The organism is Bacillus sp. SSR7, assembly GCF_055902415.1.
In genome coordinates this window covers 194,174-219,967 of record NZ_JBVVXV010000005.1, presented here as the reverse complement: position 1 = coordinate 219,967, position 25,794 = coordinate 194,174, and the positions used below count along the sequence as shown (strand labels likewise).

The following is a 25,794-nucleotide window of genomic DNA, read 5'->3' as shown; positions in this document are numbered from 1 at the left end:
GTAATCCTTTATTCAACTTCTAAAGTTTAGTGTTTGTTGCTATTTTTATGCTTCCTGGAATACTGTCTGCATTTTGCAAAATAACCTATGCTATGCGGAAAAATAAAATAAGCTGCCTATGTGGCTAGCTTATTTACATAATTATCGTTATTGGAAGGTGTATGGAATTGTCCTGTTTACAGAAAAAAAGAGTCTGGATCCAGACTCTTTTTTTTATTTTTGATTATAAAGGAATTTTGCTGTTAGAAATGCTGTAATTACATTAATTACAAGAGCAACAATATTTAAAAAATCGATTGTTGGCAAAAGCACAATAATCAATGATGTTACTGATACAAATAATGGAATTAATTTATTTGTATTTGCGATTAGTTGCTGCTTATGAAAATGTCTTAGTGTGAGATAAATCCCCACTAAAATTGGTGCAGTAAAGAATACTCCTAAATATCCTACTCCATCTTCAATAAACCAAGGGAAAAAACGCATGCGTGAAGTGAAAATAAACAGGTTTAGTATGATAGTTCCTAATAATATGCTATTTAATATAATGACTCTCTTTTTTTTATCCATTGTAATTGTTCCTTTCTCCTTTGAAGTTTAATTATTCATTAACTAATTCATGAAAATGATTCATAACTTCGTCTTCTTCAAACGTGCTATACCATCTATAATCATTATCATCTAAAATACGAAAATGTTGACTAATCACATTTTGTTGTACTCGAAATTTACCTTTTTTTGCAATCTCATTCCAAAACATTTTGCCTCCTAATGTTTTTACTTTTGGAGTATTCATATTATCGTGAGCTAGGATTTCGATTACTTCAAATGGTTCTTCTCCTAAACTGTGTTTTAGAACTTGACTATCTTTAAATAAGGCACAAACTACAACTGCATTTGTCCAACCAATTGATGTTCTTTCTTTTTCAACTTGAACCAGTGTCTTTTTAGAAATCCCTAGAACAGTAGCCATTTCTTCTTGAGAATATCCTTTTTCAAGACGAATTAGTCGAACATTTTTAGAAATCAAATTAATTACAGTTTCTTTATCCAAATAATATCACCTTCATAAATGAGTGTTTAATTCTACTAATAGTGTAATTTTACACTATTAGTTACCTTTTGTAAATAGGAAGGATTGAGTCACTATACATAGTTATTAAGCTAACAAATCTAATTAATATATCTCATTTATTTACAGGAACGATTTGAGTTAATGGAAAATTAACTTTCAAGAGTAAATCATTTTTTTGTTGTTATCTCCACTTATAAATACAGGTTGTCCTTTTAAACGCTGGAACAGGATATGAATACTTATTCATATCCTGTTAACATAACGTCCTATTATTGGTAGCAATGAAAAAGGGGAATCCTTACTCTCAGAAGAAATCCCCTTTTTTATTTTCTATAAAGCTATTCATCTTTTTATACATTCCTATTATGGCGTGGTTTAGGGTTTCTCGTTTATTACTGGATTGGCCGAAAAACTGTATAAAATCTTGAATACTCTTAGCGTGGCTATTTTCCAAAATGCTGGCGGTACCCCATCGCTATAAAGCTAAGAAAATACAACTACCCCCAGAACAAGATTTTGTGCTAATTTGTAATAAAAAAGCTCATTTTTTCGGTTTGAGGGTATCTTCTTTTCCTTAGCTTAATGGCAATGTTTCCGTGCCCTATTATAGGCCATCCCGAAAGGAATGGCCTATTTTTTATGAACGAATATCGGGCTTTTTGAAGATTTCAATGAGGCTGGTGAAGCTATCACTGGCATGGCCAGTCTTCATGCCGCTTCTGAAGACTTCCAAAACAGTTGCTGGCAAAGCGATGTCGATGCCAGATTCTTGGGTAGTATGAACAACATGCTCAACGCTCGCCAAGCCCATTGCTAGTCTGTCCACGTCACCAGGGTGCTCACCCTCGTCGAGACGCGGGGTATAGAACTCTACGAATTTCGGCAATGACGACATCATCGCCGAAGCGTATGGTAGGAATTGCTCCGCCGTAATGCCGTTTGCGTTAGCGATTGCAAGAGCATGTAGGTAACTCAGCATTGCCGTCCAGAATATATCCATCTGTATCTGATAGTATAGCATGGCTAATCCGGGGTCCTCGCCCCGGTAATCGGTACTTGTTAACACTTCCAAGGTCTCCCTGTGAGCCTCAAAGACCACTCGCTCACCACTATAATATGTGTAAGATTCCGATTTACCTATGCCTGACGGTGGAACTTGCACCCCTCCAGTAATATGCCGTGCTCCACGGTCTTCCAACCATTTAGCCGCCTCACGAACTTTTTTCGGGGTATCCGAACTCAAGTTAACGAGCACCTTACCAAATAAATTCTCAGAAGCTGGTTCCAGAATAGAGTACATCACATTGTAATCTGTAAGGCTAAGGATTACCAGCTCGTTAGCAGCTAACGCCTCGTTGACTGTGGACACCCTGATGGCTCCTTTTGCTACAAGCTGGTCTGCTTTACTTGAAGTCCGATTCCACACGGTCACCGAGTACCCGTATTCCAGAAAAACGCCTGCCATCGCCTGACCCATCGGCCCTAATCCTATGACTGTTACTGATTTTCGGTTCCCAACCGTGTTTGTAGTTTCAGAACCATTTTTCTCATTTTGACTATTACTTTTCAATGAAAAAACCCCTTTCAGATGAAATTAAGTAAATCATAAAGGATTACACTAGTGTCAATGTCAACACAAACAAAAATGGCCCCGGAGCGATTCATCATGCTCAGGACCATGTCTACATTAAACAGTTCTCTTTTTCCTAATCGTTAAAGCGATTTGCCTCTCCAGTAATCTCTTTAATCCATGAAGTGCTTCGATTTGATAATTCACATTACTTAGCTTTTTTTCATACGTTTCCAGCATCTCTTCGCAATATTCATATTCGTCAGGATTTGCCGCTTCGCTCTTGAACAATACTTTAATCTCATCTACTGTTAATCCAAGCTTCAAGTATAACTGAATTGCTTTGACTCGTTCTATGGCCGATTCGTCGAAATCCCGGTAATCGTTCTCCAACCTATTGGCGTTTAGAAGTCCTTTATTTTCATAATGCCGGATGGATCGTATGCTGACATTGGTCAATCTTGCTAGTTCGCTTATTTTCACTCCTAACAAGCCCCCTTGCATGTTCATAATAAATTGATTATACAACGCTGGTTTTCCATTATTATTTCGCCTGAATGAACTTGAAGCATCTGTAAAATAAGTTTTTCCCAAAAAGTAATTTAAAGCAACTCTAGCATAACAAGCAGTTTACAATGGTGTTTGCAAATTTCCTCCCAAAACTCCCCCTTATTTGTGATACAATTCACCGTTCTAGATTTTAAACTATCCTCCATGATTTATATACACAGTTTATGAACATATTTCTAGCTAAAACGGACGAAAACTTCACCCATATGAGAATATTTTTTGGGGGTTTTTACGAGTATACTGGATTAAGAGGATAAAAGAAAACTGTATGATTTTTAGACCTATCTAGGGGTACAGAAACATCGCCATCAAACTAAAAATACAAATACCTCCAAAACGAAAAAAACAAGCCGTTTTCTGTCAAAAATACATGAAATTTTCATCATAGAGTGTTATATAATTCTTAAGTTGATGGGTATGTGGCAGGACCCCATGCCTATCAAATTAAGAATTTAGAATTATCCCCGAACGAAAATTTTGTGCAGGTTGCTAGTATTTATTGTTTTGGTATAACTTGTTCTTTTTAGCTTGATAGTGAAGGGGTATTGCATATTTAAGGTGCATATTAACAGACTATCCGTTTCTGGAAAAAATGCTCTATAAATTTAGAAAAGAAAAATTCGAGCGAAGCTTCGCAGATTCAAAAGAACTGCATGGGCTACGCGCTATTACAGATTAAGGGGATTACACCATGCGAGTGAGTAAGTGCTACTCACTACAGCGTGTCAAAATATGAAATAGATTGCAACCCACCTAACGAGGCTAGGATAAGGGAAAGCGATCTGTTTTATTCAATTTTTTATTAAGAAATTCTAATCGTGAAAAAAAGAAATAAGACTAAATAAAAAAGCTTGTGAAGAAAAAAGTGTATCTTTCTCTACAAGCTGAGTGACCTTTATAGGTCTACCCTTTAAGTGAAGCTGCTTTTGAGAATTTCATATTCATGAGGACACTTATGATACTTACAGCAATCATGACTGAACCAAGGATTTCAAAATGTCCTGGGGTAATTTCTTCCCCAAAAACTAATCCAAGGACGACAGAAGATAATATAGAGCCAAGGTAACGGCATGTTTGAAAAAGTCCGGACGACGTTCCAACTATATTAGCTGGAGATGCATCAAGCATGGCTACCTGTAAGGCGACATTTCCAATTCCATAGCTAATACCAATTAGCATAAGAATTAGGCACATAATAATTAGCGGAACGTGAATAAAGAAAATCGTTAACAAAACAGCTCCAATAAGCATAAGAAAGGAACCAAATACAATCGGCTGTCTTGTTCCAGATTTATCCACCCATTTAGCTGAAATCGGAGAAAAAACAATGCTGATACCTGACATAAATAGCATAAGTAGTCCGCTTTCTTTTACACTAAAGTGCATTTCATCCTGAAAATAGGTTGGCAAGCCAAAGAACAAGCAATAATTAAATAAATTAAGCAGGATAAATTGTAAATACACCCATGTTAAAGTAGGATGTGATTTAAAAAGTCGTATATCAATAAACGGTGTACTTGCTTTTAGTTCTCTCCATACAAAAGCACCGAGAAATAACACTCCAAAAATGCCTGATACATAATGAGGGGTGGTTTTAAAAGACAATAAAAACCATAACAATAATATCATTCCTACAGCAAACAGCAGGATTCCCATAACATCCATTTGTTTAATCAGTGCTTTCAGATTCATTTTATTTTCTTTAGAATCCTTCGGTAAGACATACCATCCAAGTACGAAGCTCAGGAAAATAAATGGAAAATTCACTAAAAAGATGGATGGCCAGCCTCCCCAAACGATTAGAAAACCACCGACTGTCGGTCCAAGTGCAGCCATTGCAGATGAAAAGATTGAAAGAACAGCCAAAGCAGATGCTTGTTTTTCTTGAATATGCGTTCGAACTAGACCAATACCTGATGGATAAACTGCACTACTTCCAACTGATTGAATTAGTCGCATAATCAATAATATTGAAAAAGTAGGAGCTAGTGGTGCACCAAATGCTGACACAGCTACTAAGACCAAACCAATTAGAAACATTCGTTTTCTTCCGATAAGGTCTCCTAGCTTTCCCGTAACTGGCTGCCCGATTGCACTAGCTAAGTAAAAGGAAGAAATAAGCCATGAAACAGTCGTAAAAGAAAGCTGAAAATCCTTTTGTATACTATGGAGAGCAAGTGATATCATAGAAGAATTCAGCGGATTTAGCATCGTGCCAGTTGCTATAGCAGTTAGAAATAGGCCCCGCTTTTTTTGCCAATTTTTCATTCATTCACCTGATCTAAAAATTGCTCTGTTGTACGAAGTTGACCTATCCTAGGAAAAATATAGCGCACCGACATATCATGCTCTTCCGGACTAAAGGTTGTCATTGCATCTGTAATAAAGATTTGATTGTATCCATGTTGAAAGGCCTCACGTGCCGTACTTTCCACACCAATATTTGTTGCGATACCACAAAGTACAATGGTATCTATCTCACGTCGTCTAAGCTGAATATCTAAATCTGTTCCAAAAAATGCTCCCCACTGACGCTTCGTCACCACATAATCATTGTCCATGACATTTAATCTTTGATCCAACACTGCCCAGTCTTTAAGCCTTTCCATCATACTACCACTTGTTTGGTTATCTATTACAGGTTTTAGTGAATCTTTTCCATCTTGAAAATCAACCTTAACAAAAGCTATAAATCCACCTTTTTTGCGAAAACGTTCAACAAGCTTTACCGATTTTTCTACTACTTCATCTCCTCCAGGCATAGCTACAATTCCTTTTTGTAAATCAATTAATACTAGAGCTGTTTTATCGAAGTTAATATTTAATGATGATTTCATATTTAGCCCTCCTGTTTAATCACTATTGTAATTTTCTTCTTTTTTCAATTGCTCGATTTAAACGAGTTAATAAACTTGCGAAAATATTTTTTTCATCCTCCGACCAATCTGCCAATACTTCCATATAACTTTCCCATCTGTACTTACTCGATGATTCTAATTTATTTTTTCCATCATCAGTCATACTGATGATACTAACTCTTGCATCAAATTCCTCCGGCTTTCGATTTACTAGTCCGCCTGATTCCAGTGTTCGTACCTGTCGACTTACAGTAGACATATTTAAATGGAAAATCTCCGCGATCACTCTTATTGAAAGCGGACCCTCAGCAGCCAAAAGCTTTAATATTAAATAACCAGAACGATCCAAGCTGTCTTTATGTCCATCCAAAGTTCGCTTAAAATCAGCTCTACGCATAAGCGTGACGATTTCATGCTCAATAATCTCAATGCTATCTTTCTCTTTTTTGCCCATTTCATCCTTCCCTTCTTACAAATTAACAAGTAAACAATTTGAATTTTGTACAATACGTATTATATTTCAAATTACTTGCATGATGCAAGTAATATCCACCGATTATTCATAATTGGATAGCACCACATCACCCATCAAGCTAAAGTTTTTATGTACCCCCTAAATGAAAATTTTCTTTTTCTATAGTTAATTACTTTGAGAAGTCAGCGCACCTTTTCATTTTCGGGATGTTTTCTTTCCTTAAGTTGATGGATATGTGCTCCTACCCTATCCCCATCAACTTAAGAAGGAAAATAAAATGAACGAAAAAAAATTCAAATATTTTGTATCCTTAAAAATGAACATACCAAATAAACCTAGATAGGTATCATTTTTAAAACTTATGCTACTTTCTTTTGTTTTCCAAGTCCACTATACTCATAGACAACACCCATAATATCAAGGACTGTCTTTTTCTCATATCTATGAGATTTCCGTCCGTTTTTCTCTAAAAGGTTGAACAGACGTAGGAAAATCTTCGATAATTCTTGGGGCCCCTTTTGTAATACTTGATAAAACAATAGATAATAATTCTTTATCCGACATTCGTTCCTCTTCAGCAATAAAAATTCTCTCTTTCAAGTCCTCAAATACTAAAACTTCTTGTCCTATTTGCTTCGCTAACTGCTGAACAGTTAGAATTGAACGATTGTATGGACTTGAGGTAACAACGTCGATTACCTTGTAATGCATCTGTTATTCGTTGAACATCTAATTTTCCTTTTTCAGTTAATCCTCTTGTTTTTTTATTTTCCAGATTTTTGTTAAACCCCCATATATCACCATATATATGGGGGTTTTCGTAATTCCCTCCATTTTTTAAAATTTCTTTACGATTAGGAGATTTATGTATTCATGATTTGGGTTATTTTTCATTGGTAGACTTAGATCAAATGGATTAACGAGGTACATACTATTTTTCTCGTTTGAAATTAAACACGAATGTATATGTGAAAAAATCTAAACCTGGATATCCCAGTCAGTAGTTGGGATTAGATTTGGCTTACTACGTTAGGGGAAATTTCCAAATCAGTAAATAGTGGAATAAATCTCAATAAAATATACACAATAAACATATTGAAAAGTTTTTTCGAGGGGAGTCTATGTTGTGTTTCCTATTTTTAAATTTTTGAAACAAGGACGTTATTCTATAGATAATCAAGACAATAGAACTTCAAATATACAGAAAGAAAATGTAGAGAATCATAACATCAACTGTGACTTATTCCAAAACATAAATAATCTTCAAAAAAATTTTCAACAAGCTCCAGATCTGATAATTCGTCAATTTCAACTAGTAAATAAATCAGAAGCTGCTCTAATATATTTATCAGGATTAACAGATACACAATCTATTCATAATAATATACTGTCCCCTTTGATGCATACAACGTTTGAAATTAGTAATGGTCTCCCTGTCACAATAGGAGAAGTTCAAATAATTAATACTTGGAATCAATTCGAAAATGCTATTTTTCAAGGGGACAGCATATTATTAGTTCACGGTCTAGACGTAGGATATCAACTAAATACAAAAGGGTGGCCACAAAGAGATATAACAGAACCTAAAAATGAAATCTCTCTAAAAGGGACTCATCAAGGATTTGTAGAAACGTCTAGTCAAAATATAGCTTTAATACGAAGGTATATTCCTAACAGAGAATTAGTATTAAAAGAGGTTTTTATTGGTAGTAGAGGAAAGACCAAAGTATCTATTTTATATTTAAGAGATGTAGCTTCTGAAGATGTACTTAAGGAATTGGAAACTAGAATTCAAAATATTGAGGTGGACTCGATTATTAATACTGGTGAAATAATTGAGTTTATTGAGGATAACCCTTATTCACCATTTCCACAGTTCATCTTGACCGAAAGGCCTGATTCAACTGTATCTCACATTCTTCAGGGGAGATACGTCATTGTTGTGGACCGAAGTCCAAATGTATTGATTGCCCCCGTAAATTTCATTTCTTTCTTTCAAGGGATAGATGACTACAACACACGTTGGTTAGTATCTTCCTCTGTTAGATTACTACGTTTTATAGGCTTTTTTATAGCTTTATTATTACCTGCAACATATGTAGCGTTTATTTCATTTAATTATGAAGTTATCCCTGTACAGCTCTATTTATCAATTGCAGAATCAAGAGAACGTGTTCCGTTTCTTCCAGTGATAGAAGCTTTACTTATGGAGATTACCTTAGAAATGATGAGAGAGGCTGCCCTTCGTTTACCCACTCCCATTAGTCAGACCGTAGGGATTGTTGGAGGTATTGTGATTGGACAAGCTGCTGTTCAAGCAGGGATTGTGAGTAATATTATGATTATTATTGTTGCTGTTACAACTATAGCTTCTTCTATTGTTCCTAATTATGAAATGGGTTTGGCAATAAGATTATTACGTTTTCCTATGATGTTATTAGCTTCTTTATTTGGAATGGTAGGAATTATTATCGGGTGGATGACTATAATTGCACATCTTGTAAGTTTAGAATCCTTAGGTACTCCTTATGGTAGTCCTTTGTCCCCTTTTCACATTTCAGGTATGAAGGACACGTTTGTTCGCTTTCCTTTGTGGTCAATGAAGAGAAGATCCAAAAATATTACAAAGAATCACAAAGAAACTAATCCTGATAAAGGGTGAAAATATGAAAAAATATGCACATAATGACATCACTGTCATGCAATATATTTTTATTATTAATGCCTCACAAGTGGGAACTGGAGTCCTATCCCTTCCAAGGGTACTTGCAGAAAAAGCTGGCACAGATAGCTGGATAGCACTATTTATTGGATGGTTTTGCGCTATGACCTCCAGCATTTTACTAATTCAAACAGCGAAACACTATCCAAATGATACCTTATATGAAATTCTTATTCGATTTTTTGGGAAAATCATTGGTAGCATGGTAATTATTCTTTATATGATATATTTTGCTTTTTACGCATGGACAGTTCTAATTAATGGCATGCTTTATATTAAGGCATGGCTTCTTCCAAAAACAGCCGACTATATTATTTTGTTTTTGTTCTCTATTCCAACCTTTCTGGTTGCACGCAATGGTGTTCGGATAATAGGTCGATACTGTGAATTATGTTTTTATATGACAATGTGGATTCCATTTTTTTTCTTCATACCATTAAAAGATAGCAATTGGTTACACTTTCTTCCATTATTAAAGGAGGGCTGGAAACCTATATTTTCGGCTGTTCCATCTACTATCTTTTCCTTTATAGGATTTGAAATGGCATTTTTTCTGTATCCTTTTTTACAAAAAAAGCAATATGCAACGCAAGGCATTATTATAGCAAATACCTTAACATTTGTATTTTATCTATTTACTATAGTTATTTGCTTTTTATACTTCAGTCCAGATGCAATTTTAGAATTTAATCAACCCGTACTAAACTTACTTAAAGTTATTGAATTTCGTTTTTTAGAACGGTTTGACATGATTTTATTATCTATTTACTTACTTGTCGTCTCTACTGCATGGATTCCTTGTGTATACGGAGCTGCGTTTTGTTCTAGTCGACTAATTGGAAAACAAGATCATACTCTTCAAGTATCTATTTTATTATTGGCAGTAATTATAGTAACGTTTTGGATTCATCCCTCATGGAATGAATCTGAACTATTTCAAAATCTCACATCGAAAGGTGGACTTGTATTAGCTTTCTTATTCCCTGTATTTTTATGGATATATAACTTAATCTACAAAAAATACTTTCGGAGGGAAGCAAATTGAAGCAAAAAATATTATGTTGTGTTTTAATTCACCTACTGTTACTCACAGGGTGTTCAGATTTAGACCAAATGAATGTAGAAGATGTTACACTCACGCTTATACTGGGTTTAGATTTGGATGAAAATGATAATTTGAAAGTATACTTATCCAGTCCTGTTTTCAATAAAGAGGCTAAGATTAAAGAGGAACAATATGGTGTAAAATCTGTTACTGTGCGAAACTCTCGTGAAAAATTTGATACCATGGTTATGGCCTTGACATCAGGGAGCAAGACACAACTTATTTTGATTGGTAAACGACTTTTAAAACAAAAGAAGTGGGCTGATTATTTAGATCCTTTTTATCGAGATCCCAAAAACACGGTTACTTCAAAAATTGTTGCTGTGGATGGACCTGTTTCAGACATAATTTATTATGCTCCTAAAAATAAACCTCGTCTTCCTATATTTTTGACAAAACTAATTGAGACTGGACATAGAAGAAATATTACTGTAAAAACGACTCTTCAAGATTTTCATAACCAAACAAAAGAAAAAGGAATGACAGCGAGTATAAGTGTACTTAAAAAGGATAATAATTTAAAGTTGACAGGTTCTACATTACTTGATGAACAGAATAGATATAAGCTAACTATTACACCAAAAGAAAATTTATTATTAAGCATTTTACAAAATAAGATACAGGGAGAATTTCCATTTACTATTGCTATACCGCTACAATCTGAAAGCAAAGAAAAACATTGGTTAAGTTTTAATGCTCAAGGTACCAAAGTAAAAACAAGCGTACAATACAAAAAAAATTTTTTGTTTAATATAAATGTACATACGAGAATTTTAATTTCAGAACGACTGTTCCCTTTTAATGTTAGGGATAAAGCGGAGAGATTAGAAAAAAGCATTGAAAAGGAGTTGGAAAGTGATTTAGAACATTTCATGAAGAAAATACAAAAAGCAGAAATTGACCCTATAGGATTTGGAGTGTATGCACGAGCGTATACATATAAGGATTGGAAAAGGGTCCAAAAACAATGGGGCAAAGCATTATCGAAGGCTGATGTTAAAGTTAATGTACATGTTAAAATTGGTGGAATGGGTACAATCAAGTAAGATGAACTCAAAATAATAATTTTTAAGCACTTCTTGGGTAGCACCCATGCCCATCAACTTAAGAAATCCGACTACCCCCAAGTGTAAAAAAACGTTATTCTTTCTAAATGTAGTGTAGTGCTTTGAAAAAAATGATAAATCTTTTACAAAAAAAATACCCCCCTACTTTCTAAACCAATAGTAGGGGATTATGGCGTTTTAATAGACTTAGGAAGATAAATACAATTCGTTGCTAATAGGAACATCATCCGTTGTGGGTTTGAAATAAGTTTGATTATTTTTTATCTATTTTATGCCACAATTGCACCCTTTAGTTGAATAAAGGAACAATTATCTAAGCGATCCATCCTAGTAGTATAAAATTAAATGCAAATTAAGCTACAAGTTATTATATTTTGTTATCACTGATTTAGCCCTTTCAATAAGCTTATTTTTTATGAAATCAGGTTCTATTATTTCTGCTTCAGGTCCAATATTCCAAAGTAGTTCAACATAAAACCACTCTTCTGAAGGGTTAATATTCTTTGTTACTTTCGCGGTTCCATCTGAATTATATTCCATATTATCTCTTAACCATGATATACACTCAGCTTTTCTTTTTCCCTCTTTGCTTAAACTCACTTCGAGCTTTATGGGATTAGATTCATACTCAGAATATAACCATTCTTTAACATTAAAATGGATATTAGTGGAATGAGAGTCAGAATTAATAATTGTTTTTTTTATTCGATCTACTCTGAAAAGCCTTATGCCTCTTCTCATTCTACAGTAAGCAGGACAATACCAATGCCCGTTATATACATATAAGCCCATAGGTTCTATCTCTCTATAGAGTTCATCTTCTGTTGTTTCATATAAGATATTTACAGTTTTTTCTTCTATAGATGCATCATAAAGGTTTCTTAGCGTCTTTTTATCCACTTTAATATTTGGTTGCCACATCAAGATTTTGTCTCTAGTATTCTCAATTGCATCGGAAGTTTCTTGAGGAATCATATTGAATAGTTTATTTAAAATTACTTCATATGAAGAAGAAAAAGGAGTGGAGCCAACATATTGCATGGCATCTATTGCAAAAAATAAAGCTATTATTTCATCCTCACTAAACCAAATGGGAGGGATCATTTTATTTTTTAGTGTACTAAATCCTCCATTTCTACCTCTTTCTGAATAGACTGGAAAGTAAATTTCACTTAGCTCCTGTATATCTCGGAGGATTGTTCTCTCTGAGACTCCTTCGGATTTAGCAAGTTCCTTTGCAGTGATGGAATTATTATTGTTTAATGCCAGCATTATTCTAATGATACGTTTAGTCTTAGACATTTAATCACCTTTTTCAAAAAATATGACAAAATCTGTCTTATTTATAGTATAAGCTAATTTTAAACCTAGTGAAGGAGGCTAATACAAAAATGAATACCATCGAATATATTACTGAAGCGAAAGAAGTTTTATTTTCACGTAAAAACTTAAAAAATGAAGAGCTATCTGCGAGATTAATAACCGATTACATTGTAAGTAATGGTGTAGTTTACGAGAATATAGGCTCTTGGATTGATGATGTAGTGAGAATTAAACTTAAAAAGTTGGAGGAAGAAACAACTTACCTAAATCAATCAAAGAAATACAACTTTAGATGTGTTGAATACCGAAAATATGAAGATGATCCATCGCAAAGAGAGGTGCTTCATGTTCTTGAGAAAGAAAGTACTTCTGATTTACTACCTCATCTTTTAATTTTTAATCCTGCTCTACAGGGGAAGCCATTAAAAAGATGTGCATCAGAAATAGATGAAGATCGGGAAATATTTGTTGTATATTATTTAGATGATTGCGAATGTGCAAAATGAAGCGTATGCTAAAAAGCCTAATTTCTCGGTATTGAGAAAAGGCTTTTATTTTTCAGAACTCACATTTAAAAATAAATGTACATTAGTTCTCTTTAAATTATATATTGATTATTTTCTTTATTCATTATTATCTATTCTACAGCTATAAATTAAAGACTTAAATTAGTAGCCTTAGAAAGGATGATGTTTTTTATGAATCTTTCGATTCAGAATGAACTACAATTATTTGCTGAAGAATTATATGAACATCTTACTCCTTCATTTTTGGAAAATCTCGCTAGAGAACTAGGTTTTGTACAACGGAAACGTAAATTTTCAGGGCATGATTTAGCTACTATATGTGTTTGGATTAGTCAACGAGTAGCGAGTGATTCTTTAGTGAGACTGTGTAGTCAACTTCATGCTGTTACAGGAACAATTATGAGTCCAGAAGGACTCAATAAGCGCTTCAATAAAAAAGCTGTTTGCTTTTTAAAACATATTTTCTCTTCGTTATTAAAAAGTAAAATTTGTGAAACATCATTTATTCCTAGTTCTTCAATTGCTTATTTTCAACGAATTCGTATTTTAGATGCAACGATTTTTCAAGTGCCAAAGCATTTATCTAGCGTGTATCCTGGATCAGGTGGTTGTGCTCAAACAGTGGGTATAAAAATCCAGTTAGAATATGATTTACATAGTGGCCAGTTTTTAAATTTCCAAGTGGAACCAGGAAAAAATAATGATAAAACCTTTGGAACAGAGTGTTTAGCAACCTTACGACCAGGAGATTTATGTATTCGTGATCTAGGTTATTTTTCACTGGAAGACTTAGATCAAATAGATCAACGTGGTGTGTACTATATATCAAGGCTGAAATTAAACCATACGGTGTATATGAAAAATCCGTCCCCCGAATACTTTCGAAATGGGACAGTAAAAAAACAATCACAGTATATTCAAGTTGATTTAGAGCACCTGATGAACACGTTAAAACCAGGACAAACGTATGAAATAAAAGAAGCGTATATTGGAAAGGAACAAAAACTAGTTACAAGAGTGGTTATCTATCGATTAACAGAAAAACGGGCGGAAATCTCATCGATATGAGAAAAAAACAGTCTTTGATATTATGGGTGTTATCTATGAGTATAGTGGATTGAAAAAACAAAAGAAAGCTGCATAACCTTTAAAAATAATAACTACCTAGGTTTATTTAGCATGCTCATTTTTAAGGAGAAAAAGTGTTTTAAGAGTTTTTTAGTTTATTTGAACAAAAGTTCATTTTGCTTCCGTTCTTAAGTTGATGGGCATGGGTACCGCCAGCATTTCAGAAAAAAACCACGCTAAGAGAATAAATCTGAAAAAAGAGCCGAATTTTACCCCGTTAAGAGTAAATCGGCTCTTTCATATTTAAAGGGCGTAAGGATTGTAAACTTGTTGAATGCAATCCCTCAAACTTATATTCTCCTAAGAAATTGATGTGTTCCCAACCTAAAGGTCATATAAACGGCATTAAATCTTCTCGAAATTCCCCTGTACATTTTAATTCTTCTACGGCTTTTCCATATAGACCGTATTCCATACACTTATCGCATTAATAATAATGTTAAGTGCACTAGCCCGTTGTAATTGATCTTGAAGGGCTCGCTCTCTAAACTCTCCCCTCTTTCCGAAAAATATGGCTCTGGCTAGGGCATTTGTGGCTTCACCCTTATTTAAGCCTTTTTGTATTTTTCTTCTCATCGATTTACTTGAGATATAGTCTAAGGTAAAGATAGTTTTTTCTATTCGTCCCATTTCACCAAGGGCGGTTACTAATTTGTTTTGATTACTTAAAAATCTTTCGCAAAATTTTAATTTTGTCCCTATATGGCGGAAATACAATCCCTAAGTCTATCCTTGAGCTTTTCTTTAAAATGCTTTTACGATGTGTAAAAGCATCAAAGCTATGTTTCCCATGATAGGCACCAAACCCCGCACTTCCTACTCCACCAAAAGGCAAGTGGAGATTAGCCATATGTGACATTGTATCATTGACGCATCCTCCTCCAAAAGAAATCTGGCTTAATACTTGTTTTTCAACGCTTTTATTTTCAGTAAACACATATAAAGCTAGCGGTTTAGGATGGTTGTTAACCATATGGATAACCTTATCTAAATCGATGTACTCCATTATTGGTAAAATCGGCCCGAAAATTTCTTCTTTCATAGCTGCAACATCCCATGATTTTACTTCAAGAAGTGTTGGTTCAATATATAAATGACTTCTAGATGATTTACCACCAAATATTATATGACTTTGGTCTTGTTCTAATATAGAAATAAGTCTATCGAATTGTCTCTCATTGACAATTCGACCATAATCATTGCTTTTTAATACATCTGATCCATAAAAGCTTGTGATGATTTCTTTCATTTTCGAAATCAGTTTTACCCTAACAGATTCGTGTACAATAACATAATCAGGTGCAATACAGGATTGCCCAGCATTTATGAACTTTCCCCAGATAATCCGTTTGGCAGCTATATTGAGGTTAGCTGTTTCATCGACAATAGCTGGTCCTTTGCCACCAAGCTCTAATGTTATTGGTATAAGATTTTTCGCTGCAGCTTCCATAACAATTTTTCCAACTTGAATGCTACCTGTAAAAAAGATATGGTCAAATGGTGCATGAATTAATAAAGAAGTTATTTCTCTGTCTCCTTCAATTACACGAATATATTGCTTATCAAATGTTTCACTTATCATTTTGTTAATTACCGCTGAAACATTGGGTGCATTTTCTGAAGGCTTGAGAACTACACAATTTCCTGCCGCTATTGCACCGATAAGAGGTTCCATTAATGATTGGAATGGATAATTAAAAGGTCCAATAATTAGCACTGTACCATAAGGCTCTTTTATTATGTAGCTTTTGGAAGGCAAAGAATGAATAGGTGTTTTTACTTTTTGAGGTTTCATCCACTGTTTTAAGTATTTCATTATAAAATTGATACTGTTATAGGCGAAACCAATTTCTGCAGCATATGCTTCAAACTCGCTTTTGTGTAAATCTTGATATAATGCATTCAGCACTTGATTTTCATATTTTTGAATAGAATTTTTTAGCTGTTTTAACTGTTCAAGCCGGAATTGAAGACTTCTTGTATAATCATGATGGAAAAATTGTTTATGTTCTTGAATAAGTTGTTGAATATTATCAACCAATACGGAACCCCTCCAATAACAATAAAATATTTACATACTATGTACATCAATTTTAAAAACGATTTGTATTACAAAATCCCAATCTATTTATTGTACGTATTGGTTAGACAAATCATTCTTTCTATTAGGGGTCACCATATAGGAAATATTCGCTTAAATCAAACCTAGCTACCTTGTTAACTAAAAGAAAGTTAACAAGGTAGCTAATAAATATTGGATATCCTAATTAAGTATAAAGCATATACAGTAAAACATCACATTCTCATTACTTTTTTTCAGGAAGAACAATTCCTTTATATAATTGAACTGTAATAAGATAATAGATTGAATAGATAACTACGAAAATCAAGATTGGTAACCAAATACGGAAATATGGGTCAATTAAGATGAAACCAAAAATCTTCATACCCAATAATACATGAATCATACCTACTATCCCTGGAAATAAAAATACTAAAAATAACTCTTTATAAATGGATTTTGCTAATAATTCATGACGGACTCCAATTTTACGAAGCATTTCATAGCGTACAATATCTTTTGATGCACCCGAAAGAATCTTAAACATTAGGCAGCTTGCCATCATCGCAAGGAAAGCAATACCTAAGAAGAACCCCATAAATACTGTTCCGCTGGCACTGGCGTAAATCATAGTGTATATTTGATATTTGCTGAAGATATCTTCAACTGTGATATTTTTATATTTAACTAGCTGCAACTCGTCAATTTTTTTCCATTTATCTAAATATGTTACAAAATCCTCAGTTTTTCCAATTACAACAATGTTTTCTTTTTCTTGTATGCCATCGTACATTTTTTGATCTACTATTTTTTTTACTTTTTCCATGTAATTTAAATAGGTTGGTTGAAGAGAGCGTAAAGCGTCATCCCACTCTTCTGGGATAATATTGGTATTCTCCTCACCATATTTTGAAATGGCTCCTACAGGAAGATTTTCAGAAACTCGTTTTACTTTCTTTCTATCTTTTTTTTCTGTTCCAGATTGCACAAGTGGACGATTTCTCTCTAAATCTTCTTTTAAGTAGTAAACATATTTTTCATCTACTTTATAGTGATATTCATTCTTTTCTTTAAATGTAATACCCTCTAGAATATTCTTTTCTTCAGCTGTTGGATTATGAATGACTGTATCGTATATTTCAAGTTGATCCGTCGATTGAATTACGTTATTTTTGAAGGCCATCCCACCTGAAATCGCCCCCGCACCAAGTGCTACTAACATTGCTACTGTTGCGAGTACCTTTGTTAAACTATTAATACGAAAGTTTAATTGAGCAAATGTAAAAGCATTAAGACCTTTCTCACTACGCTTTTTATTACTCTTTAATTTTTTAATGATAAGCGGAAGGACAGAAGTAAATAACAAATACGTTCCCGCTGTAGTTGTAAGCATCGCAATCATAGGACCCTGCTCTTTTAACTCATCCATATAAATCATCGAAGCATATCCAATTCCTAATAAGATAATGGCTAAAAATGAAACAATCCCAGTCCACTTACCTTTAATCATTGTACGTTCTGCTGAAGCATCTGCATGTACAAGTTGCAGAACGGAGATGCGTGATAATTTCACACTATTCATAATGGCAGATAACACAAATAATACCAAATAGAACATACAAGTAACTAACATAGATGGTACATAAAACCCTTGGTAACCACTCGCAGTAAAATCCAGTTGCTTCATGAGGAGTTTACCAATCCCTTGTGAAAGCCCTATTCCTACTGTAATTCCAATTACTAAGGATACTGCCCCAATAATAATCGTTTCTAGAAACATAAGTAATGTAACCTTATGTTTTTTTGCACCTAACATCATATACATCCCAAATTCTTTTTGGCGAAGAGACATTAAAAAAGAATTTGCATATAGAACATAGAAGAATGTAATGATCGCTAATAGAGCTGAACCTGTTTGAAAAACAGGCGCAATTGACCGAATAGTAGTATTTGCTTCAACAAATGTTTTATTTAATGCTAGCGTTTGAAACATGTAAAAAATTGAAATTGACATAACAAGACCAACTAGTAAGACAATATAATCTTTTAGCTTACTTTTTAGCCCTGACATAGAAAGTTTAAATATCATGGTGGACGTCCTTTCTTATCCTTTTTGTGTACCTAAATCCGCAAGTACATCTAAAATTTCTTTATAGAACGCCTCACGTGTACCAATACGATGTATTTCTTTATATAACTCACCATCTTGAATGAACAAAATGCGTTGGCAGTAACTTGCACTATATGGATCATGCGTAACCATCATAATCGAAACATCTTGTTTTTCATTTAGATTTTTCATTGCTTCTAAAAGGCTTTTTGCATTTTTTGAATCTAGTGCCCCTGTTGGCTCGTCCCCTAAAATAATTGCTGGTTCATGTACAAGCGCGCGTGCTGCTGCAGAACGTTGTTTTTGTCCGCCAGATACCTCGGATGGGTATTTTTGAAGTATTTCCGAAATCCCTAACATATTGGCTACCTTCTTTACTTTTGGACCAATCTTACGCGATGGGACTCCTTGAAGTGAAAGTGGCAGTGCAATATTTTCATAAATAGATAGATTCTCTAATAAATTGAAATCTTGAAAGATAAATCCTAATTTTTGAGAACGAAAATCTGAAAGCTCTCCTTGCTTCATTTTAGTTATATCGATACCAGCAATTTCAACAATGCCGCCCGTTACTACATCTAATGTTGAAATTACATTTAATAAAGTTGTTTTTCCTGAACCAGACGGTCCCATGATTCCAACAAATTCTCCCTCTCGAATCGAGAAAGATACATCTCTTAAAGCGTGTGACTGATTTTCACCTTTTTTACCGTACACTTTTTGAACATTTTTGACATTTACAACTGAGTGGTTCATAATATTCTCCTACCTTTGTTTTTAACTTCATAAATTCATTATTTATTTTTCAAGTTTTTCTTTTGCTTTCTCAGGAACTTCTTTTTCCTGCACTTTCTCAAATTTGTAAACATACTTTCCTTTTACATGAACCTTTAAATAAGAATCTGGATAATCATCCTTACCAGAAACCCCTACTTTAATGGTATTTTCATCGCCTGATTCATCAACTCCGTTTAACATGTAAAAATATCTCTTACCATCAGGTTTTGCTTCCCCTTTTGTAAGGACGTACACATCTTTTTCTTTCACGAATGGATTAAATCTATCTATTGTTTCTCCTCCCATATAAGTTAATAATCCCCCCCCTACAACAACTAATCCTGACACTGCAATCCAAGCTTTTTTCATCTTTCATTTCCACCTTTCTTTTTCTTATATGATTAAGTGTGATTTCATTCATTTTTCAAGTTTAAATAAGAAGAATCTTTAACGCATTTCCAAGTATAAAGAGCATTTCTTAATAAAAAGTGGAGGAGCTTCTTAAGATTTTCTTAACAAACAGTTTCCTATTGTAAAAAAGAACCCTTCCTTTAAGAGAAAGATTTATCCCTATATAAATCATAGGGGATTGTTTGCATATTGACTTTAGTTTTATGTACAATAAAGGTAAAGATATAGTCTGAAACAGGACGAGGAAAACCATGTCCAATTCATTAGTAAATTTACGTATCGATTTTGCATTTAAGCAGTTATTTGGCACAAATGGGAATGAAGATATTTTAGTTGCTTTTTTAAATGCCATATTAAAAGATTCTTTAGAATCACCTATTGTTGCCTTACAATTAGAAGATCCACATTTGCATCGAGAATATGAAGAAGATAAATTATCGATTTTAGATATTTCGGCTACATTAAATACAGGTACAAAGGTAAATGTAGAAATACAATTGAATAATGATCACGATATGATTAAACGAAGCTTGTATTATTGGGGAAGGTTATACACCTCTCAATTGCAAAAAGGAATGCCTTATAGCTCACTTCATAAAACGATTACCATAAACTTATTAAACTTTGTGATGTTTCCAGAATATGAAGCGTTTCATACAACAGGAATCCTTTGGAATCAACAACAACAAAAGTTATTAAGTGATGATATAGAAGTTCATATTGTAGAGATTCCAAAGTTACTACAGCAATGGCGTGAAGAAAAAGTTAATCCGTGGGAAGATTCGTTTGTTCGTTGGTTATTATTGTTACCAGCGAATGAAGATGAGTATCTCACACAAACATTGGAGGACATTGCCATGAATCAAGATCCGATTTTACAAAAAGCAATGAATAAGTGGGAACGTATGAGTCAAGATTCTTCTTTTCGTCAAGCATATGAATCAAGAGAAAAGGCCTTAATGGATGAGGCTGCAAAGTTTGCTCATACTCGTAATGAGGGAAAAAAAGAAGGAATTCAAGAAGGGGTTCAGCAAGGGAAAATACAGATGATTAAAGGTATGCATGAACTTAGTGTACCACTTGAAACGATTGCTAAAGCCAGTAAATTAGGCATAGATGAGGTTGAACGTATTTTAGCACAAAAATAATCAACAACAAAAAAGAGCCTATTAATTAGGTTCTTTTTTGTTGTTGATTATTTGTAACAATTTTTATCGTTTTCCGACAGAAGACTCCTTCCTCAAAAATGTGAAGGTGTGAAACACTAATTTTGGGTGGGAGATGAATGTCGGTTGGCATAAGCCAACATGTTTGCTACCATATATTTGTACAGATTGCTCTTTGAAAACCTTATATCTTCTTCTAAAATCTAATGTGATTCTTAGAGAAGTGGAAAAGTGCCGGTTTGAAAAAGTCTAATCGTTTATAAAAAAGATGAATTGCAATAACTTAGGGGTCTGTTTAGCCATGGAACGAAATCATGCAATAAGCATTAGTGAACATTCAAAACAATACCGAAGGTATTAGCTGAATGAGTATGAGACACCGATATCGTACATATTTCAGAGAAATGTCGGCAAAATTTTTTCAAGAGCTAATCTTATTGTTTTACAATAAGTCACATTGACAAATATGAGTATATTAAATATAGTACTATTTGATAATTATTATATTATTTATAGACTTGACCCGTCGGCACGAGGAGGATATATAAAATGCATGCATTCAAACAAAAGTCCATTAAACTTTCCATTTTAGGTATAGTTATTTTTTTAGTATTAGGGGGACTAGGACTTTTCCTCATCAATAAGGGGTTTATTTCAATTTTCCAAGATAAGGTTTATAAACAAACTGATAAAAATCCAATCCATTTTGAAGAAATTGATACGTTTTTATTTACTACACATATGCCAGAGGGGCATGAAGCGATTTGGAACCAACTACAACAATATGAAGAGCAAAAAGATTTACGAATCAGCATGGCAAACTTAGTAGATATAAAATCCCAACAAACAAGAGAATTAACCACGAAAAAATACAGTCCTTTCTTTCATGTATCAAATTATTCAGAAAGTAAGGTACCCATAAAGGTAACATTATATAAAAATCATGAAGTCAAGTATGAAAAGACATTGCAACCAGGTGATATGTTTGAAAGAAACGAACAACTAGGTCGAGGTAAATATAGTCTAAAACTAGAATGTATAGGTCAAGGTTATTGCAAAGCTAAAGGAGCTATAACTACTGGGGATATTAATTGGGATTAGGAAAAAGCTAAGGAAGACTTTCTCATTTTGAAAGTCTTCCTTTTTATATAAGTTTCATCTAGCTTCCAAGATAATATTCTTTTTGAACTGTTTCTCTTTAAAGTATTGCATTTGTGATTCTCTTTATTCCTTTTTTCAAGAATGTAAATTCATTTACACAACTTCGCAACAGAACCTAAGAAACCACGGATTTTTTAGAAAAAGCTTGGTAGTTTTCACAACCCATTTACTACTGATATAAAGGTCAATTTTGTACCAGAGCCTTTTAAAGTATTTTTTACAATAATTAAAGGTTGATTTTATTTAGAAGTGCTACCTTATTAGTTGTAAATAATAAGTAATCTAATTTCTTTGTTCTAATAAAGATATGTTCTGAATACTGAAAGCATTTTCCGATATTCACCACTTTGGTAGTGTCTGTAATATTATTATTATTTTTATAAACATTAAGTATGTCCTCTAAGGGAATACTTATCATTGCACCTTGCCATATAATAGTCATTGTTTCTTTTGATTTTATAATTTCAATTTCTCTCATATTACTATTAACTCCCTAATATATTTAATTTTGTTTATATAATATAAAATAAATATTAAGAGCATAAACCCTCCAATTTCACTTATATTTTCACAGCCATTTTGTAAATACAAGTATTTATGATAAAAGAGGATAAATTAATTTTGTACTCATTTATTTTGAGAAAGGACGCTATAGGGACGCGGCAAAAATTCCTTCTTTTTGGGGCCATTCAAAGAAACAGATAGGATTCAAAAAATCAATTGGATCCCATCTGTTTCTAATCTTTGTTAATATATATATAATTTCGAAAGATCTTCTTCTAACAAACTTGAATTATAATTAGGGGCTAGTACAATGTTTGTGTATGTTCCTACACCTGAAAGGTACTTGTATTTATGTTTAAAACCGGATGGAATAAAAACAGATGCAGGGCTTTCAATGATTTCCACGTCTCCTTCGATTTCCACTTCACATATAAGCCCTGTCCCATCTATGTTATTACCCCAAAAAATAAAAGCACTATCACAATGATGTGCATGATAATCCACATGCCCTTCCAAGTTTTCGTCCATATGTTGATTACAGAATATACGTTGTATTACATAAAATGATGCACGCTCATCTGTTCTATGATCCATTTGTACCCATCGTTCCCCTGGTCCATCCCTATGATACAAAAGTTCAGACGCCCCTTTTACAAATGGTTTGCTAACGCGTAAATTCTTTGAAAGGCGAGGGCCTTTTCGTTCTACCCGTTTTTGTTGTATCTTCCTCACTCTTCCTATCATTTCAGGTTGAATTCCTTCATATGCTAAAACATTATGATTCACAGCTTTTATGTGATAAGGTGCTATATGTGTAAAAACATTTTTTCCAATGATAGGTCTCCAATGATCAACTTTACAACCTGTAGCCAATTGAAGAGATTGTGTTAATTCTGGAATCATTTTTAATTGAAAGTATTGATTATATTTTTGTGATAACAGAACAGATAAATTTAGTAAATCAACAATCCCAGCCCGTTCACCTATCCCGCATAAAGTTGCATCAATGACAGAAGCCCCAGCATCAATAGCCGCAAGAGCATTCGCTAGTGCTAGTCCTAAATCATTATGTAGGTGTACTTCAATTTCACAGGGGAATGTTTCAACCGCTTTCTTGACTATGGTTGCACACTCATTAGGTTCCCAAATTCCCACCGTATCAGCTAAGCTAATTCGATTTGCTCCAGCTTCAGATGCAATGTGTCCAAGGTAAGCGATATCTTCCCAGGTAGTTCTGGAAGCATCTTCAATTGTAAATCTGGTTTTCATTCCTAAAATGTTAGCTTCTTCAATTGCTTCCTTCACTTGGCTTACCACATAATCTTTTGATCGATTGGTATACTTTGTTTGCAAAGAAATTGGATTAATAGACGTCCAAATTCCTACCCAATCGGCACCTGCTCGATAAGCAGCATGAACTTCTTCTTTTTTTGCTCGAGCATGCATTAAAATATCAGCATGTTCTGCAGAGGCAGCAACCTCTTGGCAGATCTCCTCTTCTTCACGAGAAACCCCAGGATGTCCAACCTCAATTAAGGTGATTCCAAAATTCTCCAGCATATGAAGCAGGTTAATTTTATCTTCTTTTGAAAAACGGACGCCACATTGTTGTTCGCCTTCGCGTAAAGTGGCATCTAATATTGTTATATTCTGGCTCATTACTCTTTTCCTTCTTTCATTTCTATAAAGTTCAATACTTGTTCAAATAGTATAGGGTGATTTTTTTCATAAACAGCCCAGTGCGTAGCATCAGGAATCACAACTTCCTTTTTATGTTTGGTACCTGTTAATTTTGACAACATATCTCTATTGGCAAATAAATCATCTTCTCCATAAATAACCAGCACAGGAGAAGTAATCTGAGATGCATCATATAAAGGACGGTTATTCCAAATAGAATATAAATCTTCAAGAGGCCCCATCGGTCGACGAATTATGCCATTATTTTTCTCGCTAATTGGATCTGAGCGAAGAAATACTTCTTTTACAGAATCCATAGCTTCATTTGTTACAATTTTTTTCTCGCCCATCATCATATGCCAGTGATGCATTCCTTTATCAAAGTCTACAGCTTGATAAGAGGGTGCATGAGGATTAAATTCCCCTCGCTGTAACGGATTGTCAAAGGGCTCTGTCATCATTGGAAGCGTAAATCCATGCATGTATCCATATAAAACAAGTTTATTAACATCATTAGAATGTGATATTGCATAATTTCCAGCTACCACTCCCCCATATGACCAGCCAACAAGATGAATTTTTTTTACATTCCTTTTACTTTTAATCCAATTCACAACCGTTTCTAAATCTTTTGTTGCATCGTCCAAATGAATGATTGGTTTATTTTGGTTAGGCGGTTCTGACATTTCTTTCGGTCTTGAAGATTGCCCAAATCCTCTAAAATCCATTGCCCACGTGTCATATCCTTTTTTAGCATACGCATCCATCCATGAGTATTTTGATACATCAAAAGCTTCTGCAGTAGGAACGCTAAACGGTTCTAAAAACAAAATGATTTCGTCAGATGTATACTGTTTTTTGGTATTTATACTTTTATGAAGTAAAAATAATGTTTCGTCTTCTTGTGAAATTTTATATTCTTCTTTTGCTATTTTAGATTCTTTGCTCTTCTTTGGAACCTCTTGGTGATTAGAACAGCTAGACAGTAAAAGAATAAAGAATACTCCTATTAAACTTATATATTTCCAATTTTTCTTCATTTTTAAATTCCCTTTCATTTCATAGAAATGATGGCTATAATTCCAGCTGCAATAATTAATCCAGCTGGTAACCCCTTTGTAAACAATACGGCAATCAGAGTACCAATTAAAACGCCTAATAATATGGTAGGATTCATAGGTAGAACCCCTACCCCTTTTCCTCCTATAAACGACACCATAAAACCCGCTAAAATTGATCCCAAACCAATAGGAGAGGTAATACATTTTATTATGTTTTCAATGGTAATCTTCCCAGATGTGATGGGCACTAAAAGAAATAACATGAGAAAGAAAATTCCAATCGGAAAGGCATATTGTTGAATATAATGCAATATCGCTTTTTGCCCAATAGCAAGCAACACACCTAGTAAACTTGCGGCACTAGCTAATGCATAATCTTTAATAACCAAAGCAAGTATAAAAATAATTCCTAGCAGTATAAAAGAAACCATATATTTTTCCT

The 25,794-nt window shown here is 33.9% G+C and carries 22 protein-coding genes and 6 pseudogenes; 9 read left to right on the top strand and 19 right to left on the bottom strand.

What is annotated here, in order from left to right; genetic code table 11:
• Positions 1-213: 213 nt before the first annotated feature.
• The 4 genes from AC0NJG_RS12485 to AC0NJG_RS12470 form a co-directional block, all read right to left on the bottom strand.
• On the bottom strand, positions 214-570 hold the full coding sequence (locus AC0NJG_RS12485) for a hypothetical protein (RefSeq protein ID WP_087954712.1): 357 nt from the start codon (positions 568-570) through the stop codon (positions 214-216).
• A 31-nt stretch (positions 571-601) separates the two neighbouring features.
• Entirely contained in the window at positions 602-1,054 is a 453-nt protein-coding gene (locus tag AC0NJG_RS12480; RefSeq protein ID WP_087954711.1) for a helix-turn-helix transcriptional regulator, read from the bottom strand.
• A gap of 658 nt (positions 1,055-1,712) precedes the next feature.
• Complete coding sequence (locus AC0NJG_RS12475) at positions 1,713-2,645, bottom strand: NAD(P)-dependent oxidoreductase (RefSeq protein ID WP_143881388.1); 933 nt, start codon at positions 2,643-2,645, stop codon at positions 1,713-1,715.
• A gap of 117 nt (positions 2,646-2,762) precedes the next feature.
• On the bottom strand, positions 2,763-3,128 hold the full coding sequence (locus AC0NJG_RS12470; RefSeq protein WP_474063112.1) for a MerR family transcriptional regulator: 366 nt from the start codon (positions 3,126-3,128) through the stop codon (positions 2,763-2,765).
• Positions 3,129-3,804: 676 nt separating this feature from the next.
• Here AC0NJG_RS12470 and AC0NJG_RS12465 point away from each other — a divergent pair.
• Positions 3,805-3,956, top strand: a pseudogene (locus AC0NJG_RS12465) (transposase); the annotation flags it as partial.
• A gap of 162 nt (positions 3,957-4,118) precedes the next feature.
• On the opposite strand, the gene AC0NJG_RS12460 reads toward AC0NJG_RS12465, so the two are convergent.
• The 5 genes and pseudogenes from AC0NJG_RS12460 to AC0NJG_RS12440 form a co-directional block, all read right to left on the bottom strand.
• Positions 4,119-5,483: an MFS transporter gene (locus AC0NJG_RS12460; RefSeq protein ID WP_429680817.1), complete on the bottom strand. Its 1,365-nt coding sequence runs from the start codon at positions 5,481-5,483 to the stop codon at positions 4,119-4,121.
• A complete protein-coding gene (locus tag AC0NJG_RS12455) occupies positions 5,480-6,052 on the bottom strand; it encodes an isochorismatase family protein (RefSeq protein ID WP_474063111.1) in 573 nt (190 codons plus the stop codon). The genes AC0NJG_RS12460 and AC0NJG_RS12455 overlap by 4 nt, the downstream gene beginning before the upstream one ends.
• A 22-nt stretch (positions 6,053-6,074) precedes the next feature.
• The gene (locus AC0NJG_RS12450) at positions 6,075-6,527 is read right to left on the bottom strand and encodes a MarR family winged helix-turn-helix transcriptional regulator (RefSeq protein WP_088327635.1); all 453 of its coding nucleotides are present in this window, start codon (positions 6,525-6,527) and stop codon (positions 6,075-6,077) included.
• A gap of 380 nt (positions 6,528-6,907) precedes the next feature.
• Positions 6,908-7,105: pseudogene (locus tag AC0NJG_RS12445) on the bottom strand (IS4 family transposase); the annotation flags it as partial.
• Positions 7,074-7,382, bottom strand: a pseudogene (locus AC0NJG_RS12440) (histidine phosphatase family protein); the annotation flags it as partial. The pseudogenes AC0NJG_RS12440 and AC0NJG_RS12445, both read right to left, overlap by 32 nt.
• Before the next feature lie 11 nt (positions 7,383-7,393).
• Between AC0NJG_RS12440 and AC0NJG_RS12435 the strand changes: the two are divergent.
• The 4 genes and pseudogenes from AC0NJG_RS12435 to AC0NJG_RS12420 all read left to right on the top strand — a co-directional run.
• Positions 7,394-7,540: pseudogene (locus AC0NJG_RS12435) on the top strand (IS4 family transposase); the annotation flags it as partial.
• 134 nt (positions 7,541-7,674) lie between these two features.
• Positions 7,675-9,210 carry a spore germination protein gene (locus AC0NJG_RS12430; RefSeq protein ID WP_087954705.1) on the top strand — a complete coding sequence of 512 codons (1,536 nt, stop codon included), beginning with the start codon at positions 7,675-7,677 and terminating at the stop codon, positions 9,208-9,210.
• A gap of 4 nt (positions 9,211-9,214) precedes the next feature.
• A complete protein-coding gene (locus tag AC0NJG_RS12425) occupies positions 9,215-10,315 on the top strand; it encodes a GerAB/ArcD/ProY family transporter (RefSeq protein WP_087954704.1) in 1,101 nt (366 codons plus the stop codon).
• Positions 10,312-11,421 (top strand): Ger(x)C family spore germination protein, encoded by a 1,110-nt coding sequence (locus AC0NJG_RS12420; protein WP_474063110.1) that lies wholly within the window; start codon positions 10,312-10,314, stop codon positions 11,419-11,421. Before AC0NJG_RS12425 ends, AC0NJG_RS12420 begins: the two co-directional genes overlap by 4 nt.
• Positions 11,422-11,799: 378 nt before the next feature.
• On the opposite strand, the gene AC0NJG_RS12415 is transcribed toward AC0NJG_RS12420, so the two are convergent.
• Entirely contained in the window at positions 11,800-12,714 is a 915-nt protein-coding gene (locus AC0NJG_RS12415) for a helix-turn-helix transcriptional regulator (RefSeq protein ID WP_474063109.1), read from the bottom strand.
• Between the two features lie 119 nt (positions 12,715-12,833).
• Between AC0NJG_RS12415 and AC0NJG_RS12410 the strand changes: the two genes are divergently transcribed.
• Both AC0NJG_RS12410 and AC0NJG_RS12405 read left to right on the top strand, forming a co-directional pair.
• On the top strand, positions 12,834-13,271 hold the full coding sequence (locus AC0NJG_RS12410) for a hypothetical protein (RefSeq protein ID WP_087954701.1): 438 nt from the start codon (positions 12,834-12,836) through the stop codon (positions 13,269-13,271).
• Between the two features lie 192 nt (positions 13,272-13,463).
• Positions 13,464-14,339 (top strand): annotated as a pseudogene (locus tag AC0NJG_RS12405) (IS4 family transposase); the annotation flags it as partial.
• Between the two features lie 298 nt (positions 14,340-14,637).
• On the opposite strand, the pseudogene AC0NJG_RS12400 reads toward AC0NJG_RS12405, so the two are convergent.
• The 5 genes and pseudogenes from AC0NJG_RS12400 to AC0NJG_RS12380 form a co-directional block, all read right to left on the bottom strand.
• Positions 14,638-15,086 (bottom strand): annotated as a pseudogene (locus tag AC0NJG_RS12400) (Tn3 family transposase); the annotation flags it as partial.
• On the bottom strand, positions 15,082-16,461 hold the full coding sequence (locus AC0NJG_RS12395) for an aldehyde dehydrogenase (RefSeq protein ID WP_173602126.1): 1,380 nt from the start codon (positions 16,459-16,461) through the stop codon (positions 15,082-15,084). The gene AC0NJG_RS12395 and the pseudogene AC0NJG_RS12400, both read right to left, overlap by 5 nt.
• A 265-nt stretch (positions 16,462-16,726) precedes the next feature.
• Positions 16,727-18,571, bottom strand: coding sequence for an FtsX-like permease family protein (locus tag AC0NJG_RS12390; RefSeq protein WP_474063108.1), 1,845 nt, complete (start codon positions 18,569-18,571; stop codon positions 16,727-16,729).
• Positions 18,572-18,586: 15 nt separating this feature from the next.
• On the bottom strand, positions 18,587-19,348 hold the full coding sequence (locus AC0NJG_RS12385; protein WP_087954698.1) for an ABC transporter ATP-binding protein: 762 nt from the start codon (positions 19,346-19,348) through the stop codon (positions 18,587-18,589).
• A gap of 42 nt (positions 19,349-19,390) precedes the next feature.
• Positions 19,391-19,738: a YxeA family protein gene (locus tag AC0NJG_RS12380; protein ID WP_474063107.1), complete on the bottom strand. Its 348-nt coding sequence runs from the start codon at positions 19,736-19,738 to the stop codon at positions 19,391-19,393.
• Between the two features lie 293 nt (positions 19,739-20,031).
• Here AC0NJG_RS12380 and AC0NJG_RS12375 point away from each other — a divergent pair, with 293 nt between their 5' ends.
• Both AC0NJG_RS12375 and AC0NJG_RS12370 read left to right on the top strand, forming a co-directional pair.
• Positions 20,032-20,928 (top strand): Rpn family recombination-promoting nuclease/putative transposase, encoded by an 897-nt coding sequence (locus AC0NJG_RS12375; RefSeq protein ID WP_088327631.1) that lies wholly within the window; start codon positions 20,032-20,034, stop codon positions 20,926-20,928.
• Positions 20,929-21,495: 567 nt separating this feature from the next.
• On the top strand, positions 21,496-22,047 hold the full coding sequence (locus tag AC0NJG_RS12370) for a hypothetical protein (RefSeq protein ID WP_088328222.1): 552 nt from the start codon (positions 21,496-21,498) through the stop codon (positions 22,045-22,047).
• Between the two features lie 286 nt (positions 22,048-22,333).
• On the opposite strand, the gene AC0NJG_RS12365 is transcribed toward AC0NJG_RS12370, so the two are convergent.
• The 4 genes from AC0NJG_RS12365 to AC0NJG_RS12350 form a co-directional block, all read right to left on the bottom strand.
• Complete coding sequence (locus tag AC0NJG_RS12365) at positions 22,334-22,585, bottom strand: SunI/YnzG family protein (RefSeq protein WP_087954693.1); 252 nt, start codon at positions 22,583-22,585, stop codon at positions 22,334-22,336.
• Between the two features lie 269 nt (positions 22,586-22,854).
• Positions 22,855-24,270 carry a homocitrate synthase/isopropylmalate synthase family protein gene (locus AC0NJG_RS12360; protein WP_474063106.1) on the bottom strand — a complete coding sequence of 472 codons (1,416 nt, stop codon included), beginning with the start codon at positions 24,268-24,270 and terminating at the stop codon, positions 22,855-22,857.
• A complete protein-coding gene (locus AC0NJG_RS12355) occupies positions 24,270-25,331 on the bottom strand; it encodes an alpha/beta hydrolase (RefSeq protein ID WP_088328220.1) in 1,062 nt (353 codons plus the stop codon). The genes AC0NJG_RS12360 and AC0NJG_RS12355 overlap by 1 nt, the downstream gene beginning before the upstream one ends.
• Positions 25,332-25,345: 14 nt before the next feature.
• A complete protein-coding gene (locus AC0NJG_RS12350; RefSeq protein ID WP_042514318.1) occupies positions 25,346-25,783 on the bottom strand; it encodes a DUF441 family protein in 438 nt (145 codons plus the stop codon).
• Positions 25,784-25,794: the final 11 nt, after the last annotated feature.

Bases quoted from the DNA above. Each gene is read 5' to 3' on its own strand.
- AC0NJG_RS12455 (WP_474063111.1), bottom strand. From the start codon at position 6,052: ATGAAATCATCATTAAATATTAACTTCGATAAAACAGCTCTAGTATTA.
- AC0NJG_RS12375 (WP_088327631.1), top strand. From the start codon at position 20,032: ATGTCCAATTCATTAGTAAATTTACGTATCGATTTTGCATTTAAGCAG.
- AC0NJG_RS12425 (WP_087954704.1), top strand. From the start codon at position 9,215: ATGAAAAAATATGCACATAATGACATCACTGTCATGCAATATATTTTT.
- AC0NJG_RS12485 (WP_087954712.1), bottom strand. From the start codon at position 570: ATGGATAAAAAAAAGAGAGTCATTATATTAAATAGCATATTATTAGGA.
- AC0NJG_RS12460 (WP_429680817.1), bottom strand. From the start codon at position 5,483: ATGAAAAATTGGCAAAAAAAGCGGGGCCTATTTCTAACTGCTATAGCA.
- AC0NJG_RS12380 (WP_474063107.1), bottom strand. From the start codon at position 19,738: ATGAAAAAAGCTTGGATTGCAGTGTCAGGATTAGTTGTTGTAGGGGGG.
- AC0NJG_RS12385 (WP_087954698.1), bottom strand. From the start codon at position 19,348: ATGAACCACTCAGTTGTAAATGTCAAAAATGTTCAAAAAGTGTACGGT.
- AC0NJG_RS12450 (WP_088327635.1), bottom strand. From the start codon at position 6,527: ATGGGCAAAAAAGAGAAAGATAGCATTGAGATTATTGAGCATGAAATC.
- AC0NJG_RS12370 (WP_088328222.1), top strand. From the start codon at position 21,496: ATGCATGCATTCAAACAAAAGTCCATTAAACTTTCCATTTTAGGTATA.
- AC0NJG_RS12410 (WP_087954701.1), top strand. From the start codon at position 12,834: ATGAATACCATCGAATATATTACTGAAGCGAAAGAAGTTTTATTTTCA.
- AC0NJG_RS12355 (WP_088328220.1), bottom strand. From the start codon at position 25,331: ATGAAGAAAAATTGGAAATATATAAGTTTAATAGGAGTATTCTTTATT.
- AC0NJG_RS12350 (WP_042514318.1), bottom strand. From the start codon at position 25,783: ATGGTTTCTTTTATACTGCTAGGAATTATTTTTATACTTGCTTTGGTT.
- AC0NJG_RS12360 (WP_474063106.1), bottom strand. From the start codon at position 24,270: ATGAGCCAGAATATAACAATATTAGATGCCACTTTACGCGAAGGCGAA.
- AC0NJG_RS12390 (WP_474063108.1), bottom strand. From the start codon at position 18,571: ATGATATTTAAACTTTCTATGTCAGGGCTAAAAAGTAAGCTAAAAGAT.
- AC0NJG_RS12415 (WP_474063109.1), bottom strand. From the start codon at position 12,714: ATGCTGGCATTAAACAATAATAATTCCATCACTGCAAAGGAACTTGCT.
- AC0NJG_RS12365 (WP_087954693.1), bottom strand. From the start codon at position 22,585: ATGAGAGAAATTGAAATTATAAAATCAAAAGAAACAATGACTATTATA.